Origin of the sequence: Pseudomonas sp. NCHU5216, assembly GCF_052156495.1 — a bacterium.
Classification (GTDB): Bacteria; Pseudomonadota; Gammaproteobacteria; order Pseudomonadales; family Pseudomonadaceae; genus Aquipseudomonas.
In genome coordinates this window covers 1-15,943 of the sequence record NZ_JBQLIX010000036.1, presented here as the reverse complement: position 1 = coordinate 15,943, position 15,943 = coordinate 1, and the positions used below count along the sequence as shown (strand labels likewise).

19 protein-coding genes are annotated in these 15,943 nt (G+C 63.8%); 10 read left to right on the top strand and 9 right to left on the bottom strand.

Annotation, left to right across the window (positions count from 1 at the left end):
* Positions 1 to 64 precede the first annotated feature (64 nt).
* Positions 65 to 463, top strand: a complete 399-nt coding sequence (locus ACSVIK_RS20570; RefSeq protein ID WP_277372641.1) for a nuclear transport factor 2 family protein — start codon at positions 65 to 67, stop codon at positions 461 to 463.
* A gap of 54 nt (positions 464 to 517) precedes the next feature.
* Here the strand turns inward: ACSVIK_RS20570 and ACSVIK_RS20565 are convergent, their stop codons facing one another.
* Positions 518 to 1,708, bottom strand: coding sequence for a PDDEXK nuclease domain-containing protein (locus ACSVIK_RS20565; RefSeq protein WP_442446071.1), 1,191 nt, complete (start codon positions 1,706 to 1,708; stop codon positions 518 to 520).
* A gap of 182 nt (positions 1,709 to 1,890) precedes the next feature.
* Between ACSVIK_RS20565 and ACSVIK_RS20560 the strand changes: the two genes are divergently transcribed.
* Genes ACSVIK_RS20560 through ACSVIK_RS20530 form a run of 7 tightly spaced genes read left to right on the top strand, consistent with a single transcriptional unit; the run spans position 1,891 to position 8,275 of the window.
* Complete coding sequence (locus tag ACSVIK_RS20560; protein WP_442446070.1) at positions 1,891 to 2,580, top strand: thermostable hemolysin; 690 nt, start codon at positions 1,891 to 1,893, stop codon at positions 2,578 to 2,580.
* Positions 2,564 to 4,012, top strand: coding sequence for an AMP-binding protein (locus tag ACSVIK_RS20555; RefSeq protein ID WP_442446069.1), 1,449 nt, complete (start codon positions 2,564 to 2,566; stop codon positions 4,010 to 4,012). The genes ACSVIK_RS20560 and ACSVIK_RS20555 overlap by 17 nt, the downstream gene beginning before the upstream one ends.
* On the top strand, positions 4,009 to 4,668 hold the full coding sequence (locus tag ACSVIK_RS20550; protein ID WP_442446068.1) for a TenA family transcriptional regulator: 660 nt from the start codon (positions 4,009 to 4,011) through the stop codon (positions 4,666 to 4,668). The genes ACSVIK_RS20555 and ACSVIK_RS20550 overlap by 4 nt, the downstream gene beginning before the upstream one ends.
* Positions 4,669 to 4,672: 4 nt before the next feature.
* On the top strand, positions 4,673 to 5,464 hold the full coding sequence (locus ACSVIK_RS20545; RefSeq protein ID WP_442446067.1) for an SDR family oxidoreductase: 792 nt from the start codon (positions 4,673 to 4,675) through the stop codon (positions 5,462 to 5,464).
* Between the two features lie 11 nt (positions 5,465 to 5,475).
* Positions 5,476 to 6,126 (top strand): tetratricopeptide repeat protein, encoded by a 651-nt coding sequence (locus tag ACSVIK_RS20540; protein ID WP_442446066.1) that lies wholly within the window; start codon positions 5,476 to 5,478, stop codon positions 6,124 to 6,126.
* A gap of 23 nt (positions 6,127 to 6,149) precedes the next feature.
* A complete protein-coding gene (locus tag ACSVIK_RS20535; RefSeq protein WP_442446065.1) occupies positions 6,150 to 6,806 on the top strand; it encodes a response regulator transcription factor in 657 nt (218 codons plus the stop codon).
* Positions 6,803 to 8,275 carry an ATP-binding protein gene (locus ACSVIK_RS20530; protein ID WP_442446064.1) on the top strand — a complete coding sequence of 491 codons (1,473 nt, stop codon included), beginning with the start codon at positions 6,803 to 6,805 and terminating at the stop codon, positions 8,273 to 8,275. Before ACSVIK_RS20535 ends, ACSVIK_RS20530 begins: the two co-directional genes overlap by 4 nt.
* Positions 8,276 to 8,630: 355 nt before the next feature.
* On the opposite strand, the gene ACSVIK_RS20525 is transcribed toward ACSVIK_RS20530, so the two are convergent.
* From ACSVIK_RS20525 to ACSVIK_RS20490, 8 genes are all read right to left on the bottom strand, one after another.
* A complete protein-coding gene (locus tag ACSVIK_RS20525) occupies positions 8,631 to 8,933 on the bottom strand; it encodes a ribbon-helix-helix domain-containing protein (RefSeq protein WP_442446063.1) in 303 nt (100 codons plus the stop codon).
* An 83-nt stretch (positions 8,934 to 9,016) separates the two neighbouring features.
* Positions 9,017 to 9,601 carry a DJ-1/PfpI family protein gene (locus ACSVIK_RS20520; protein ID WP_442446108.1) on the bottom strand — a complete coding sequence of 195 codons (585 nt, stop codon included), beginning with the start codon at positions 9,599 to 9,601 and terminating at the stop codon, positions 9,017 to 9,019.
* 81 nt (positions 9,602 to 9,682) lie between these two features.
* On the bottom strand, positions 9,683 to 10,291 hold the full coding sequence (locus ACSVIK_RS20515) for a DUF2846 domain-containing protein (RefSeq protein WP_442446062.1): 609 nt from the start codon (positions 10,289 to 10,291) through the stop codon (positions 9,683 to 9,685).
* Between the two features lie 193 nt (positions 10,292 to 10,484).
* Positions 10,485 to 11,396, bottom strand: coding sequence for an SDR family oxidoreductase (locus ACSVIK_RS20510; RefSeq protein WP_442446061.1), 912 nt, complete (start codon positions 11,394 to 11,396; stop codon positions 10,485 to 10,487).
* 120 nt (positions 11,397 to 11,516) lie between these two features.
* Entirely contained in the window at positions 11,517 to 11,858 is a 342-nt protein-coding gene (locus ACSVIK_RS20505) for a hypothetical protein (RefSeq protein WP_442446060.1), read from the bottom strand.
* Between the two features lie 142 nt (positions 11,859 to 12,000).
* Positions 12,001 to 12,894 carry an alpha/beta fold hydrolase gene (locus ACSVIK_RS20500; protein ID WP_442446059.1) on the bottom strand — a complete coding sequence of 298 codons (894 nt, stop codon included), beginning with the start codon at positions 12,892 to 12,894 and terminating at the stop codon, positions 12,001 to 12,003.
* Positions 12,891 to 13,667 (bottom strand): class II aldolase/adducin family protein, encoded by a 777-nt coding sequence (locus ACSVIK_RS20495; protein WP_442446058.1) that lies wholly within the window; start codon positions 13,665 to 13,667, stop codon positions 12,891 to 12,893. The genes ACSVIK_RS20500 and ACSVIK_RS20495 overlap by 4 nt, the downstream gene beginning before the upstream one ends.
* A 156-nt stretch (positions 13,668 to 13,823) precedes the next feature.
* A complete protein-coding gene (locus tag ACSVIK_RS20490) occupies positions 13,824 to 14,273 on the bottom strand; it encodes a flavodoxin (RefSeq protein WP_442446057.1) in 450 nt (149 codons plus the stop codon).
* Between the two features lie 103 nt (positions 14,274 to 14,376).
* Between ACSVIK_RS20490 and ACSVIK_RS20485 the strand changes: the two genes are divergently transcribed.
* The gene (locus tag ACSVIK_RS20485) at positions 14,377 to 14,823 is read left to right on the top strand and encodes a PAS domain-containing protein (protein ID WP_442446056.1); all 447 of its coding nucleotides are present in this window, start codon (positions 14,377 to 14,379) and stop codon (positions 14,821 to 14,823) included.
* 66 nt (positions 14,824 to 14,889) lie between these two features.
* The gene (locus ACSVIK_RS20480; protein ID WP_442446055.1) at positions 14,890 to 15,483 is read left to right on the top strand and encodes a PilZ domain-containing protein; all 594 of its coding nucleotides are present in this window, start codon (positions 14,890 to 14,892) and stop codon (positions 15,481 to 15,483) included.
* Positions 15,484 to 15,943 lie beyond the last annotated feature (460 nt).

Genomic DNA, 15,943 nt, shown 5'->3' with positions numbered 1-15,943 from the left:
TGAAAGCGCGAACTTATCATGCGAGCCATTCCACCACTAACCACGCTACGAAAGGAACTTAGCCATGACCGCCACCGAACTGGTTCAGGCCTACTACGCCGCCTTCAATGCCGGCGACATGCCCACCTTCCTCGACCTGCTGGCCGAGGACGTGGTGCACGACATCAACCAGGGCGAGCGCCAGGTCGGCAAGGCCACCTTCGCCGCCTTCATGGACAAGATGAACCGCTGCTACCGCGAGCGCCTGGCCGACATCGTGGTGATGCAGAACGCCGCCGGCGACCGCGCCGCAGCCGAGTTCGTGGTGCACGGTGAGTACCTGGCCGACGACGAAGGCCTGCCACCGGCCAACGGCCAGACCTACGTCCTGCCAGCCGGCGCCTTCTTCGAGATCAAAAACGGCAAGGTGGCGCGCATCAGCAACTACTACAACCTCAATGACTGGGTTGCGCAGGTCGGCTGAGTATCGCAGGTAAGGGGCCGGGTCTGTCGCAGCTCGGCGCCCTGATGCACAAGCTCAGTGAACCCAGTACAGCCCACGTTGCTCGGCCAGCCTCGCTCGCTCGCGATCCAGCTCGGCCCGTAGCTCTTCTTCGCTGGGCAGCACCAGCTTGTATTTGCTGGCGAACAGTTGCTCGCTGCCTTGCAGCACCGAATAACGCACCACGGATGCATCCTTCTGCGCACAGAGGATGATGCCCACGGTCGGGCCGTCTTCCGGGCCACGTTTGGGCGCCTCTAAAAACGTAGGCGAGGCAGCCAGCACAAGGCAAAAACAAGCGAAAAAGCGGAGTTTACGAGTTGTAAATGAGCATTTTGAGCTTGTTTTTAACGCAGTGATGGCAACGCAGGTAGTTTTTAGAGATGCCCATTTGAGGTCATCGAACATGCGTACATACATGTCCATCTGGCCGATGTCCTGGTGAGTTAGCTCACCGCGCTTGAGATCGAAGATCACGAAACACTTGAGCAGGTAGTTGTAGAACACCAGGTCGATGTAGAAATCCTTGCTCTCGGTGCTGATGCGCTGCTGTCGGCCGACAAAGGCGAAACCCTTGCCCAGCTCCAGCAGAAAGCTCTGCAACTGGTCGATCAGCGCCTGCTCCAGCTCGCCTTCCAGCATAACGCCGGCATTGGGCAGACCGAGAAATTCCAGCAGCACCGGATCGCGCACGAACTCACGAGGGCTCTTGCCCAGAGCCTGCAGCTTGCTCGCCGCCTCCTGCTCCACAGCAGCGCGATCCTGGCTGGCCAGCAGGCGCTCGTAATACAGCGTGCCGATCTGCCGCTCCAGTGCGCGAGTGCTCCAGTTCTGTATGGCGGCTTCGTTCATATACCACTGGCGGGCACTGTCGCTGTCCAGCTTGAGCAGGGTGCGATAGTGCGTCCAGCTCAATTCGCGACGCAGTGCGTCGCGAATTGGAAAAGCCAGAAAGAACGCACGCATATGACGCAGATTGGTTGTATCAAAACCTTTGCCGAACTCGGCCGTCAGCCCCTTGGCCTGCGTCGCTAGCAGCTTCTTGCCGTAGGCGGCACGCGCCTGCCCAGCCTGCTCGAACTCGACGATATGCCGGCCCACTTCCCAGCAGGTCTGCACCTGAATCGTATCCACGGCCCGCACTGCCTGCTGCCGTGCCTGGCGGATCAGCTCGGCCAGTTCGGCGAGCAAAGGTTGCAGCCTGGGGTCAGCGTTGGCTGGCGTCATCTTTCCTCCCTGAATGCCCAATCTTGATCCTGTCAGCGATTGCCTGCTCAGTGCGAAACATATTCTCTGGAGCAAATTTCTTCGTGATAGTGCAGCGCCCGAAACATTCTGCAAAGCCTTAATACAGCGTTAAGCCAGCCCCTCGCACAATCGGCCCCAGGTTCATTACCGAGATCCCGACGATGGAACTCCCCTGGGCACAGCATGATCGTCCCGTGGCCCGTATCGGGCGCGGGGATACTTACGAACTCCACCTGGCCTCCGCCGACAGCGCGCGACGCGCGGCCTTGGAGCAGTTCATCCGCCAACGCTTCGAGCTGCAGCATGGCGCGCGCATTCGTCACTTCATGCCCTGTCTGTTCGGCCTGGAGAACCCAGCCGGGCAGTTGCTCGGCGCGGTGGGTGTGCGCAGCGCAGACAATGGCTCGCTGTTTCTCGAACGCTATCTGGACGAGCCGATCCACAAGGCCATTGGTGCACGCCTGGGCCACACCGAGCCTGGCCGTGGCGAGCTGGTGGAAGTGGGCAACCTGGCCGCCGACAACCCCGGCGCCGCGCGCCTGCTGATCGTCGCCCTCACCGATCTGCTGGTGGCGCTGGGTTTTCGCTGGGTCACCTTCACCGGTACACCCACCCTGCTCAATAGCTTCCAGCGCCTCGGGCTGACCCCCATCGCCCTCGGCGAGGCCGACCCAACACGCATGGGCGAGGAGCTGGCCGACTGGGGCCGCTATTACCACAGCCGCCCGCTGGTGATGGCTGGCGATATCCATGGCGGCCATCAGCGCCTGCTGCAACTGGGCGCTTACCCACGCCTCGGCCATCAACCGCTCTATGCTCTGGAGGAGATGCCCGATGTGGTCTGTAGCTGAGCCTTTCTTCACCCGTCTGGCCGAACATGGCGAGCATGTCGCGCTGATCGAGGGCGAACGCACGCTGAGCTACGCCCAACTGCTCGACGCCGTGGCGAGCCGCAGCAGGCACCTGCGTGACCTGGGCGCACAGCGCGTGGCGCTGGCCCTGGACAACGGCATCGACTGGGTGCTGTGGGATCTGGCTGCGCTGCATGCCGGCCTGGTCTGCGTGCCCGTGCCGGGGTTCTTCTCCGCCGATCAGCAGCGCCATGTGCTCGACAGCGCCGGCATCGATTGCCTGATCGGCAGCGCAGCCCCAGGCTTCGTCTGCCTGGAGGGCGACATCCATCGCCGCCACGTGGCGCAACCGGCCCCGCTGCATCCGAATACCTGCAAGATCACCTACACCTCCGGCACCACCGGCCAGCCCAAGGGCGTATGCCTGGATCTGGCCACGCAACTGGCGGTGGCTGGCAGCCTGGTCGAGGCCAGTGCCAGTCGCAGCGTCGAGCGCCACCTGTGCATCCTGCCGCTGGCCACATTGCTGGAGAACATCGCCGGCGTCTACGCGCCGCTGCTGGCCGGGGCACGGGTGGAGTTGATGCCGATGGCGCAAGTCGGTCTGACAGGCGCCAGCGGCTTCGACCTGATGCGTTTCCTGCAGGCACTGCAAGCGGCCCAGCCGCACAGCCTGATCCTGCTGCCACAACTGCTGCTGGCCCTGATCAGCGCCGCCGAGCGCGGCCTGCCGCTGCCAAATTCGTTGCGTTTCGTCGCGGTCGGTGGTGGGCGGGTCTCCGCGCAATTGCTGGAGCGGGCCGAAGCGTTGGCGCTGCCGATCTTCGAGGGCTACGGGCTATCCGAATGCGCCTCGGTGGTGTGCCTGAACACGCCCGAACAGCGCCGCCTCGGCAGCACCGGCAAGCCGCTCGGCCATCTGCAGGTGAAGTTGGCGGACGACGGTGAGGTGCAGGTCAAGGGCGCACGCATGCTCGGTTATCTCGGTGAGCCGGCACCGCAAGGCGAATGGCTGGGCACCGGCGACCTGGGCCATTTCGAGGACGGCTTCCTGGTGCTGCATGGGCGCAAGAAGCACCAGTTCATCACCGCCTACGGGCGCAACGTCAACCCGGAGTGGGTGGAATCCGAACTGGTGCAGCAGTTACCCATCGCCCAGGCCTGGCTGCATGGCGAGGCGCTGCCGGCCAACGTCGCGGTGCTGGTGCCACGCTTCCCCAATACTCCCGACGCGCAGCTACAGGCGGCAGTGGACGCGGTCAATCACGGCCTGCCGGATTACGCCCGCGTGCACCACTGGCTGCGCGCCGATTCTCCCTTCAATGCGAGCAACGACCTGGCCACCGCCAACGGTCGCCTGCGTCGCACAGCCCTGTTCACCCATTACCAAGCCGCCATCGATGAGTTGATGGCAGAAGGAGTACCTGCATGAGTTTCTACCAATCCCTACTGGAGCAGACCCAGGCCGAACGTGATTACCTGCTCGGCGCGCCGATCATCCAGCAGGCCATGACCGGCCAGGTGGCGCTGCACAGTTACATCGCCTTCCTCACCGAGGCCTATCACCACGTCAAGCACACCGTGCCGCTGCTGATGGCCTGCGGCGCACGCCTGCCGGAACGCCTGGAATGGCTGCGTGAAGCCATAGCCGAATACATCGAGGAGGAGTATGGCCACCAGGAGTGGGTGCTCAGCGACATCGCCGCCTGCGGTGCGGACAAGGAAGCCGTGCGCCATGGCACGCCGCGCCTGCCCACCGAGTTGATGGTGGCTTACGTCTACGACCGCATCGCCCGGCACAACCCGGTGAGCTTCTTCGGCATGGTCAACGTGCTCGAAGGCACCAGCATCGCCCTGGCCACGCAGGCCGCCGGCATCATTCAGGACAAGCTGCGCCTGCCGAGCCAGGCCTTCAGCTACCTCAACTCCCACGGCAGCCTGGACCTGGAACACATCGAGTTCTTCAAGAAGCTGATGAACCGCCTGGACAACGATGATGACAAAGCCGCAGTGGTACACACCGCCAAGGTGGTCTACCGCCTCTATGGCGACATGTTCCGCAGCCTGCCGCTGTCGGACGAGGAATAAGCTCATGCAGCCGACGGATTGCCGCGCCCTGCTCACGGGCGCCAGTGGCGGTATCGGCCTGGCCCTGGCCGGGCGCCTGGCCAGCGAAGGTGCCCACCTGCTGCTGGTGGGAAGGCGCCTGGAGCCCCTGCAGGAACTGCTCCAGCGCTACCCCAACCAGGTGCAACTGGTACAGGCCGATATCGGCAGCCGCACCGGGCGCGATGCGCTGGTAGCCGCTGCGCAGAACTTCGGCGGGCTGAACTGCCTGATCAACGCCGCCGGGGTCAACCGTTTCGCCCTGCTCGACCAGCAGGACGAACAGCAGATCGCCGAGCTGATCGGTCTCAACGTCACCGCCACGCTGCAGATCACTCAGCGCCTGCTGCCACTGCTGCGCGCACAGCGTCACGCCCTGGTGATCAACGTCGGCTCCACCTTCGGCGCCATCGGCTACCCGGGTTTCGCCGCCTACTGTGCCAGCAAGTTCGCCCTGCGTGGTTTTTCCGAGGCCCTGCGGCGCGAACTGGCCGATACCCATGTGCGCGTTCTCTACTTCGCCCCGCGTGCCACCCGCACGGCGATGAATGCCCCCAGCGTGGTGGCGATGAACGACGAGTTGGGCGTGGCCATGGATGACCCCGAACAGGTCGCCAATGAACTGCTCGACACCCTTCGCCGCGAGCAGGAAGAACGCCATCTCGGCTGGCCCGAGCGGCTGTTCGTGCGCCTCAACGGCCTGCTACCCAAGGTGGTCGATCAGGCCCTGCGCAAGCAGTTGCCGATCATCCAACGCTTCGCCCGCCATAAACCCTGAGGAAGAAACTCGTGAACGCATTGCGTACCCTGCTCATCGCCACGCTCGGCTTCACCACCCTGCCCGCCTTCGCCTTGAGCGCCAGCGGCGAAGCGCAGTTGCACCAGTTGCAGACGCGCTGGGCCGAGATCAACTACCAGACGCCGGAAAAGCAGCGTGAAGAAGCCTTCGCCAAGCTGGTCAGCCAGGCCGACGCAGCCCTGGCCAGCGAGCCCAAGGCCCCCGAGCTGCTGATCTGGCGCGGCATCATCCTCAGCACCGAGGCCGGCGCCAAGGGTGGCCTCGGCGCGCTGAGCCTGGTCAAGCAGGCCAAGGCCAGCCTGGAACAAGCCCTGGCCATCGACCCGCAGGCGCTGGGTGGATCGGCCTACACCAGCCTTGGCAGCCTCTACTACCAGGTGCCGGGCTGGCCGATCGGTTTCGGTGATGACGAGAAGGCCGAAAAGATGCTCAAGCAGGCGCTGGCGATCAACCCGGATGGCATCGACCCGAACTACTTCTACGGCGACTTCCTGCAGCGTCAGAAACGCTACGACGAAGCCCGCGCCGCGCTGGAAAAGGCCCTGGCCGCCCAGGATCGCCCTGGCCGCGAACTGGCCGATCAGGGGCGTCGCGCAGAAGCCCAAGCGCTTTTGCAGCAGGTCGAGAGTAAACTCCGCTAACTCGGCCCCTTACAGGATTTGCCATGCGCATTCTTCTCGTCGAAGACGACCCGGCATTGGGCGAAGGCATTCGCACCGCACTGAAACCCGAAGGCTACACCGTCGACTGGCTGCAGGATGGCGCCAGCGCGCTGCATGCCCTCAGCCACGAGAGCTTCGAGCTGGTCATACTCGACCTCGGCCTGCCGCGCATGGACGGCCTGCAGGTGCTCAAGCACCTGCGTGCCGCCGCCAACCCGGTGCCGGTGCTGGTGCTGACCGCGCGCGATGCCACCAGCGACCGCATCGCCGGCCTCGATGCTGGCGCCGATGACTACCTGATCAAGCCCTTCGATGTCGCCGAACTCAAGGCGCGCCTGCGCGCCCTGCTGCGGCGTAGCTTCCAGCGCCCGCAACCGGCACTGGAGTACCGTGGTATTCGCCTCGACCCGGCAAGCCAGGTGGTCGAATACCAGGGTCAGAGCCTCAACCTGCCGCGCAAGGAATTCCTCCTGCTGCACGAGTTGCTGATCCAGCCCGGCCGCGTGCTGACCCGCGACAAGCTGCAGCAGGCACTCTATGGCTGGGACGAGGAAGTGGAAAGCAACGCCCTGGAAGTACACGTGCACCACCTGCGCAAGAAATTCTTTCCAGAGCTGATCCGCACCGTGCGCGGCGTTGGCTATCTGGTGGACAAATGAGGCTGCTGAAAGTCTTCGGCTCCATCCGCACCCGCCTGCTGGTTCTGTTGCTGCTGATGCTGGCCGCCAGCTTCGGCCTGATCAGCCACAAGATCTACCACGACTCGGTGCATGAGGTGCGCGAGCTGTTCGACGCCCAACTGTCGCAGACCGCACGCCTGCTGATGGGGCTGGTGCGCCATGACCTGAACGCAAACGAGCGCCGCGAGATGCAGGCCGTACTCGACGAAGCCTTGCTGCTGCGCAACGTGCGCAATCCGGACAACCTGTTCGGCCATGAATATGAAGGCAAGCTGGCCTTCCAGATGCTCAACTACGATGGCGAAGTGCTGTTCCAGTCCGCCAGTGCGCCACCCGGGCTGCTCGACGACATGATCAAGCAGCTCGGTCTGACCCTGCCCGATGAAGGCCAGCCGATGCACGAACGCTTGACGCAACTGGCACGCTACCTGATCGGCTACCACACCGTGAGTATTGGCGAACACCGCTGGCGGGTGTTCGTTCTGCAGGATGTGCGTGACAACCACTGGGTACTGGCTGGCGAGCGAGAGGACGTGCGCGGCGAACTGATCGACAAGATCGCCCGGCGTAGCCTGCAGCCCTTGTTGTACGGCCTGCCCATCGTCGGCCTGCTGCTATGGCTGGCCGTGGGCTGGGGCCTGAGCCCGCTGCAACGCATGGCCCAGGCCATTCGCGGGCGCGCTCCGGACAACCTGGCGCCGCTGGTCTTTCCGCCACTGCCGGGCGAACTGGAACCGATGGCGGCGGCACTGAACCGGTTGCTGCTGCAGGTCAACCAGTTGCTCGATCAGGAGAAACGCTTCATCGCCGACGCCGCCCACGAGTTGCGTACGCCGCTGGCGGTGCTGCGCATCCACGCACAGAACGCCCTGGAGGCAGCGGATGCCAGCGACCGTGATGAGGCCCTGCGCCAGCTCGCCGGCGGCGTCGACCGTGCCACCCGCGTGGTGGCGCAACTGCTCACCCTGGCCCGCCTCGACCCCAACAGCGTGCGCCTGAGCATGAGCAATCTCGATCTGCTGGCCTTCCTCCGCGGCGAGCTGGCCGAACTGACCCCCCTGGCCCTGGAGCGCCAGCAGGATCTGGTGCTGGAAGCCAGCGACGGCGGTGACTACCAACTGATCGCCGACGCGCCGAGCCTGGGCATCCTGCTGCAGAACCTGGTGAGCAATGCGGTGCAGTACACCCCGCTCGGCGGCAGCATCCAGGTGCAATTGCTCAGCGATGCGCAGGCGCTGACCCTGCAGGTGCAGGACAGCGGCCCCGGCGTGCCGGTGGACATGCGCGAGCGCCTGTTCGAGCGTTTCTTCCGCCTCGGCGAAGGCCAGGGGGCGGGGCTTGGCTTGTCCATCGTGCGTCGAGTGGTGGAACTGCATCAGGGCAGCATCGCCCTGGAGGACTCACCGCTGGGGGGTCTGCAGGTCAGCGTGCGCCTGCCTCGACGCTGAAGGCTCAGAAATAGACAGGCATTATCGAGCGAACAGGAACAATCCGATTTCCCTATGACCACTTGAGACTGATCATGCCCGCCTGTTTCCCCTACCTACAGGGCGCCTCTAAAAACGTAGGCGAGGCAGCCAGTGCAAGGCAAAAACAGCCGAAAAAGCGCAGTTTACGTGTTGTAAATGAGCATTTTGAGGCTGTTTTTAACGCAGCAGTGGCAACGCAGGTAGTTTTTAGAGGTGCCCTACAGGAGCCCGACCATGAGCCTGATCAGACGTCTCTTCCAGTCAAACCGCCCCACCCAGCAAAGCGTTGCGCCGAGCGCGCAGGAACACCCGAACTTCTGGATGTATCAGTGATTCAGGTGCCAGCACCGACCAGGCGCAACGGCACCTGGCGGCCGGCCTTCTGCGCCAGGTAACGAGTGCAACTGACGCGCAGGAAGGAAGCGAAGTTGACCACCTCGCCGCGAAAATCCATCACCTCTTCATAGAGTTTGGCGATCAACTGGTTGGTGGTCATGCCATCGACCTCGGCGATCTCGCGCAGGATGTCCCAGAACTGGTTCTCCAGGCGCAAGGTGGTCACCACACCGCGGATGCGCAGCGAGCGTGAGCGCGATTCGTAGAGGATGGGGTCGGCCTTCACATAGAGTTCGCACATCTTGCTGCTCCCTGTCGTAGCCCGGATGCAATCCGGGAAATCCAGCCCATCATGCGCCCCCGGATTGCATCCGGGCTACGGGTTTACAGGCGAATTTCCGTGCCCAGCACCTTGAGAAACGCCGCCAGCCAGGCTGGATGCGCAGGCCAGGCCGGCGCACTGACCAGCTTGCCATGCACGTGAGCCTGATCCACCGGGATCTCCACATAGGTGCCACCCGCCAAGCCGACTTCCGGCGCGCAGGCCGGATAGGCGCTGCATTCACGCCCCTGCAGTACGCCGGCTGCCGCCAGTAGCTGGGCACCGTGACAGACAGCAGCGATGGGTTTGTCGGCGGCGGCGAAGGCCTTGACCAGGGCCAGCACCTCGGCATTCAGGCGCAGGTATTCCGGCGCGCGGCCACCGGGAATCAGCAGAGCGTCGTAATCCTCGGCGCGGACCTCGGCGAAGTCGAAGTTCAGCGCGAAGTTGTGCCCGGGCTTCTCACTGTAGGTCTGCTCGCCCTCGAAGTCGTGGATGGCGGTACGCACCGTCTGCCCGGCGCTCTTGCCCGGGCACACCGCGTGCACGCTGTGACCGACCATCTGCAGGGCCTGGAACGGCACCATGGTTTCGTAGTCTTCGGCGTAGTCGCCGACCAGCATGAGAATCTTCTTGGCTGCCATGATCGTCTCCTGTGGTGGGATGGAACGAGCTGATTATTCGCCCTCGCTCCCAGCAGCAGGTAACAGCCGGGTACTACGCCGTGCTCAAATGCCGATCTTGTCCAGCGCCTCACCGACCGATCGCCAGAAGCCACGCTGCGGACGCTCGGGCTCCTCCTGGCTGGCAGCGACCTGGGCCAGCGGCTGCACCTGCCGTGTTACCGGCAACTCGCGCTTGGCCAGCTCTGCCGAAACCAGTTGCAACGGCCCCTCGCCGCCGCCTTCCATGGCCGTGCCCATGGGCGGTGGGCCGTCCTCGTCGTAGCGGAGGTAATAGGTACCGCCCACGGCGGCATCCAGGGAGAAACTGGTGATCAGGGTGAAATCCAGCGGCCCGTCGGCCAGCAACGTCCAGAAGCTGCCAGCCAGTGGCCGGCGCATTTCCAGCTTGTAGTTGGCGGCCTCGAAATCCAGGGCCAGATAGCCATTGCTCGGCAGACTGCCGATCAACTGGTTGTCGATAAACAGCGCCGGCGCCTCCAGCTCCTGATCCGCCCAGTCGTTGCGCGGGCGGTAGAGATAGACCATGGCCCGGTTCTCATCGCTGAGCTGTTGGGGGGTGAAGGGTTCACCGTCGAGATCACCGAAGAAGGCCCCCGGCGTGGAGCAGCCGGCGAGCAGGACGAAGGGCAACGACAGCAGCAGACGGCGCATCGGGGGCTTCCCTGTTGTTGTAGGTATGCAACGAGCTTAGTCGCCCGGAGAAACGCGAGCACCCGACGAAAGTGGGGGTTGAGAGGGACGCGACGCACTCCCGGATGATCTGCGCAAATCGCCTCCCTCTCCGGATGTGCCACAAAAAAGGCCGGCATCGCTGCCGGCCTTCCTCTTCGGGGAATTGCCTGGATCAGATCGCGTATTTCTGCAGGTTGGCCATCATTTCCCGCAGCGCCTCGACGTTATCCGCCGGGTGGGCGGCACCGTCGAAGTCGCAGATACGCTGCCACTGCGCCGCAACGTCAGCGGGGCTGAAGCCGGCCTGGGGATCGAAGCCGACGCCAAGGCTGCGCTCCCAACGTACCTTGCCGATCCAGCCGCCACCGACCTCGAACAGGCCGCCGGTGTCCTGGCAGGCCGCGCTACCAAGGTACACCACCAGCGGGCTGACCAGCTCGGGTTTGAGTTGCTCGAATACCTGCGGCGGGATCAACCCTTCGGTCATGCGGGTGGCACCAGTCGGAGCGATGGCGTTGACCAGGATATTGTTCTTGCGCCCTTCGATGGCCAGGGTACGGGTCAGGCCATAGAGGCCGAGCTTGGCCATGCCGTAGTTGCTCTGGCCGAAGTTGCCGTAGATGCCGGAGGTGGACGAGGTGAAGATCACCCGGCCGAAGTTCTGCTCGCGCAGATGTGGCCAGGCGGCGTGGGTGGTCTTGTAGGCCCCCTCGACATGAACCTTGTAGACCAGATCCCAGTCGGCATCCTCCATCTTGTGAAAGCTCTTGTCGCGCAGGATGCCGGCATTGTTGACCAGCACATCGATACGGCCGAAATGATCGAGCGCGGTCTGCACGATCCGGTCGCCGTCGGTCACCGAGTCGTGATTGGCCACCGCCGTACCGCCGAAGGCACGGATCTCTTCCACCACCTTGTCGGCGGCCGAAGCGTTGGCACCTTCGCCGTGGGTGCTGCCACCGAGATCGTTGACCACCACCTTGGCGCCATGGCGGGCGAACAGCAGCGCATGAGCGCGGCCCAGGCCACCACCAGCTCCCGTGACTATTACCACTTGATCTTCAAAACGGACGGTATCGCTCATCGGGCTGGCTCCTCGGGCAGATTGCGAATGCCCCGAGTGTCAGGCAGCCCCGCAAGCGCCACAAGAACGCGCGGGGCACCTGAATGACGGCCGATAATGCGACCTTATGCGGCTCGACCGTCAGTTGCTGGATCCAGACCCCGAGCTGGAGCCCGACCCCGAGCCAGTGCCGGAACCAGAGTCGGCACCATCATCGCCCGATCCCATGCCATCGCCTCGTCCCGGGCCACCGTCGTTACCCGGGTTGCCATCGCGCGCGGGGCCACCGGCCTTGGGCACGGCCGGCGGAATCTGCGAGCCATCGTCATCGCCCTGCATCGTCGGATCTTCCTGGCCTGGTGTGGTCGGCAAGGTCTGCGCCGGGGCCGGCCGGATGTTGTCTTCATCACCAGCGGCCAGGGCCGGCAATGTCAGGGTGCTGAGCATCCCACCGAGCAGAAAAGCGGACAGTAACTTGTTCATGGATCACCTCGAATTTTTCTGTGATTGACAGAACTAGTGAGTGACGCGCGAGGCAGGTCGTTCGATAAATATCTTCATCGCTGACACCCCTGCGCTGCTGCCGCTGCGCTCGCCCTGGCCCGTTTTGCCGGCCAGCAAACCGCTATGCAGGCGAGCCCATGGCAGCGCGAAAGCGCAGGTAATGCTCGAGCACCTCGGCTGGCGCCTCGAGCTGCGGATAGTGACCGATGCCTTCGAGCAGGACGGTATCGGCATCGGCGATCAATGCCCGATAGCGCGCCACCATATGCGCCCCGGAGATGGGATCGACAGCGCCATCGATCACCCGCATCGGCACGTCGGTGGCCTGCATGGCGCTCACCCAACGCTCGCGCTGCTGACGACGCTCGGGCATGTAGCGGATCAGCCGATGCATCACCGCCGGACCGTTGTCATGGGCGATCAATTGCCACAGGGCATCCAGCTCGGCGTCGCTGGGCTGGGTCTGCGGGCCGAAGATACGGGCAAAGCTGCGCGCCAGCGAACGCCGCGAGAACAGACGACCGATCAAGGGCCCGAGCGGCCCCAGCAGCAGTTTCTGCACCCGTACCGGATGGTGCGTTTCGGGAAACAGGCCGCCATTGAGGAATACGCAACTGGCCAGGTGCAGGCGCTGCTCCTGATGCCGGGCGATCAGCTCCTGCGCCACGCTGTCGCCGTAATCGTGAGCCAGCACGTGCAAGGCCCGGCGCTCGCCCAGATGCCCCAGCAGCGCCTGCTGCAGGTCGGCCTGCTCCAGCAGGCTGTAGGCATGACCACGGGGCTTGGCGGAGTAACCGAAACCCAGCATGTCGCAGGCGATCACCCGGTAGCGCTCGGTCAATGGCGCCCACAGCCGGTGCCAGTCCCAGCTCGCGGTGGGGAAGCCGTGGATCAGCAGCAAGGGCTGGGCATCCCGCTCGCCGCCCAGCCAGTAACGAATGGCATGGCCACGAAAGGCAAAGGTATGACTCTGGGCACGCCAGGCGTCCAGCTCGATACCCGCCAGCGGGCTCATTGATCGTAGCCCGGCATCTGCTGGTCGAGCTTGCGCAGCAGCGCTGGCCAGGGCAGCGCACCGCCCATGCCCTGCGGCGTTTTCATGACGCCGGCGATCATCGCCTGGGCGCCGTCGAGTATTTGCTGCGGGATATGGATGAGTTCGGCGCCGCCGCTCTGCGCCATCACCTGGATCTCGCAGGCGCGTTGCAGGATGAACATGCCGAGGAAGGCATCGGCGATGCTGCCGAAGGCGGTGAGCAGGCCATGGTTGGGCAGGATCATGAAGTTCTTGTCGCCCAGATCGGCCTGCAGCCGTGCCTTCTCGTCATGGTTCAGGGCCACGCCTTCGTAACCGTGGTAGGCCAGGCTGGACAGCACGAACAGCGACTGCTGCGACAAGGGCAGCAAGCCCTGCTTCTGCGCCGACACGGCGATGCCGGCAGGCGTATGGATATGCAGCACGCAACCGACGTCCGGGCGTACCTCGTGTACCGCGCTGTGGATGGTGTAGCCCGCCGGGTTGATGTCGAACGGGCTGTCCATCAGCTTGCTGCCGGCCAGATCCACCTTGACCAGACTCGAGGCGGTGATCTCGTGGAACATCAGGCCGTAGGGGTTGATCAGGAAGTCTTCCGTGCCCGGTACCTTGGCCGAGATGTGGGTGAAGATCAGGTCATCCCAACCATGCAGGGCGATCAGCCGGTAGCAGGCGGCCAGGTCGACACGAGCGCGCCATTCGGCCTGGGACACCTGATTCTTCACGGCGGGAAATTGCAGCGGGGCATTCACGGCACTCACCTCGATGGATTTGTCGATCGGTGAAAGCAGTCTAGTCCCGTGCCATGCCCCTGACAGCGCCGGCAAGCGGGCGAAGCCGCCATGCCCGCGTTGCAGGCAGATGGCGCCTGGCCGATAAGGGGATATTCGCTGGATTGATGGCCCGCTTCAGCCCTTGAGCGCCGTGGCGAGGGCCTGCAACCAGGGCTCGGCGTCGCTCTCCGGAGTGACGCTCTCGCTGGCGTCCAGGCGCAGCATCGGCAGCACTTCACGCAGGCCCAACTCGGCATAGAGTTCGCGGATCAACTCGCCAGCGCCACAGAAGCTGTCGTAGCTGGAATCGCCCAACGCCAGCACGGCGGCCGGCTTGCCGCTCCAGGCCGGCAGGCGCTCGCGCAGTTCGCAGTAAAGCGGTAGCAGGTTGTCCGGCAGCTCGCCCATGCCGGTAGTGGCAGTCACGGTGAGCAGGGCATCGGGAGCGAAGGCCAGCAACTCGTCGAGATTCACCTGGCTCTTGTACCAGGCGTTCAGCCCGGCGGCCTCGAGCAGCCGTTGGGCGTGGCGGGCGACTTCCTCGGCGGTGCCGTAGACCGACCCCGAGACGATGGCGACTTTCATGACAACTCCAGAAACAGGAAAAACGCCGCGCATTATGCCGCAAGTGGACAGCGCGACTCGATGACTTAGAATGCAGCGCACATCCATCGAGGAATCACCCCCCATGATCAATGCCAAGCTGCTGCAACTGGTAGTCGACGCCTCCAACGATGGCATCGTGGTGGCCGAGCAAGAGGGGGAAGACAACATTCTCATCTACGCCAATGCCGCCTTCGAGCGCCTGACTGGCTATGTCAGCGACGACATCCTCTATCAGGACTGTCGTTTCCTGCAGCGCGACGACCGGGCCCAGATGGGTCTGCAGGCCATCCGTGAGGCGGTGCGCTCACACAAGCCATGTCGGCAGATCATTCGCAATTACCGCAAGGACGGCAGCGCCTTCTGGAACGAGCTGTCGATCACCCCGGTGTTCAACGAAGGCGATCAACTGACCTACTACATCGGCATTCAGAAGGACGTCACCGAGCAGGTCGAGGCGCAGCAGCGTGTACGCGAGCTGGAAGCCGAGGTGGCCGCACTGCGCGCCGAGCTGGCGAGCCTGAAAAGCTGACGAACGTACAAAACTAACGGCCTGAAACACGGTCTGCAGTAGGTGAATCACCATGCAGTGACCGTCATGAACCACGACCCGCTCCTGACTCAGGCCGAAATCGACTTCATCCAGCACCTAGCCACGCAGACATCGCGCGAACGCCGCGCGCCGTCGGATATCGGCGCCCAACTCGGTGAACTCCTCGAACAACTGGGTACAGACGAGTACCTGAGCCTGGATGCGCGCAGCCAGGACAAGCACCTCAGCTACCCGATCCGCCTGGTACGCAAGGGGCGCCAGGCACCACGCCTGGAAGTGGGGGCGCCGCTGATTCTCGAACCCGGGGAAGTCGAACGCCCCTGGCGCCTGACCCTGTTACAGCCTCTGGCCCTGCTGGACGGCAAGAACCGTCCCGGCGGTCTGGAAGTCATCGAACTCTCCAGCAACGGCATGCTGGTGCGTAGCGCCGGCAAGGGCAAACCGGCGCATACCCTGCACGCCAACCTGCAATTGCCGGACGAAGCCTGCATCCATCTGCAGGCACGCCTGGTACGTCGCGTCACCGGCACCTGCTACGCCTATCGCCTGCAATCCCTGCATGGCGAAGATGAACAGCACCTGCGCCAGTTCCTCTTCGACCACCATGCAGCCAGTCAGGCCAGCCAGGCCAGCGCCTGAAGGGCGCCTCTAACAGACTGTTGAAAACGTAGGCGAGGCAGGCAAGACAATACCGATGGCGGCCCCGCAAAAACAGCCGAAAAAAGGACTGGGCCCGCACTCGGGTTTACGTGCTGTAAATAAGCATTTTTGAGGTTCTTCGCGGAATCTCTGTAAAGTCAGGTCTGATACCGGACTGGCAAGTTTGTGTGTTGTTTTCGGTGTTCAGGCTGCTTATCGGTGTCCTGCTAAAAGCTCCCGTTTCGCCCCCCGGCGACCTTCTTTTGTCAAACGCCACAAAAGAAGGCAAAAAGGCTTGGCCCGTCATCCGGCCCCGGCTACGCCGGGGTTCGTTCGTTCCATCGTTGCTCCGAGGGCACGCTGCGAAGGGCCATCCCTGGCCAATCGCAGCTCTCGCGGCATCCATGCCGCTCAACCCTCTACGCAACGATTCCACTCACCCTCCTGAAGGGGCCATTCG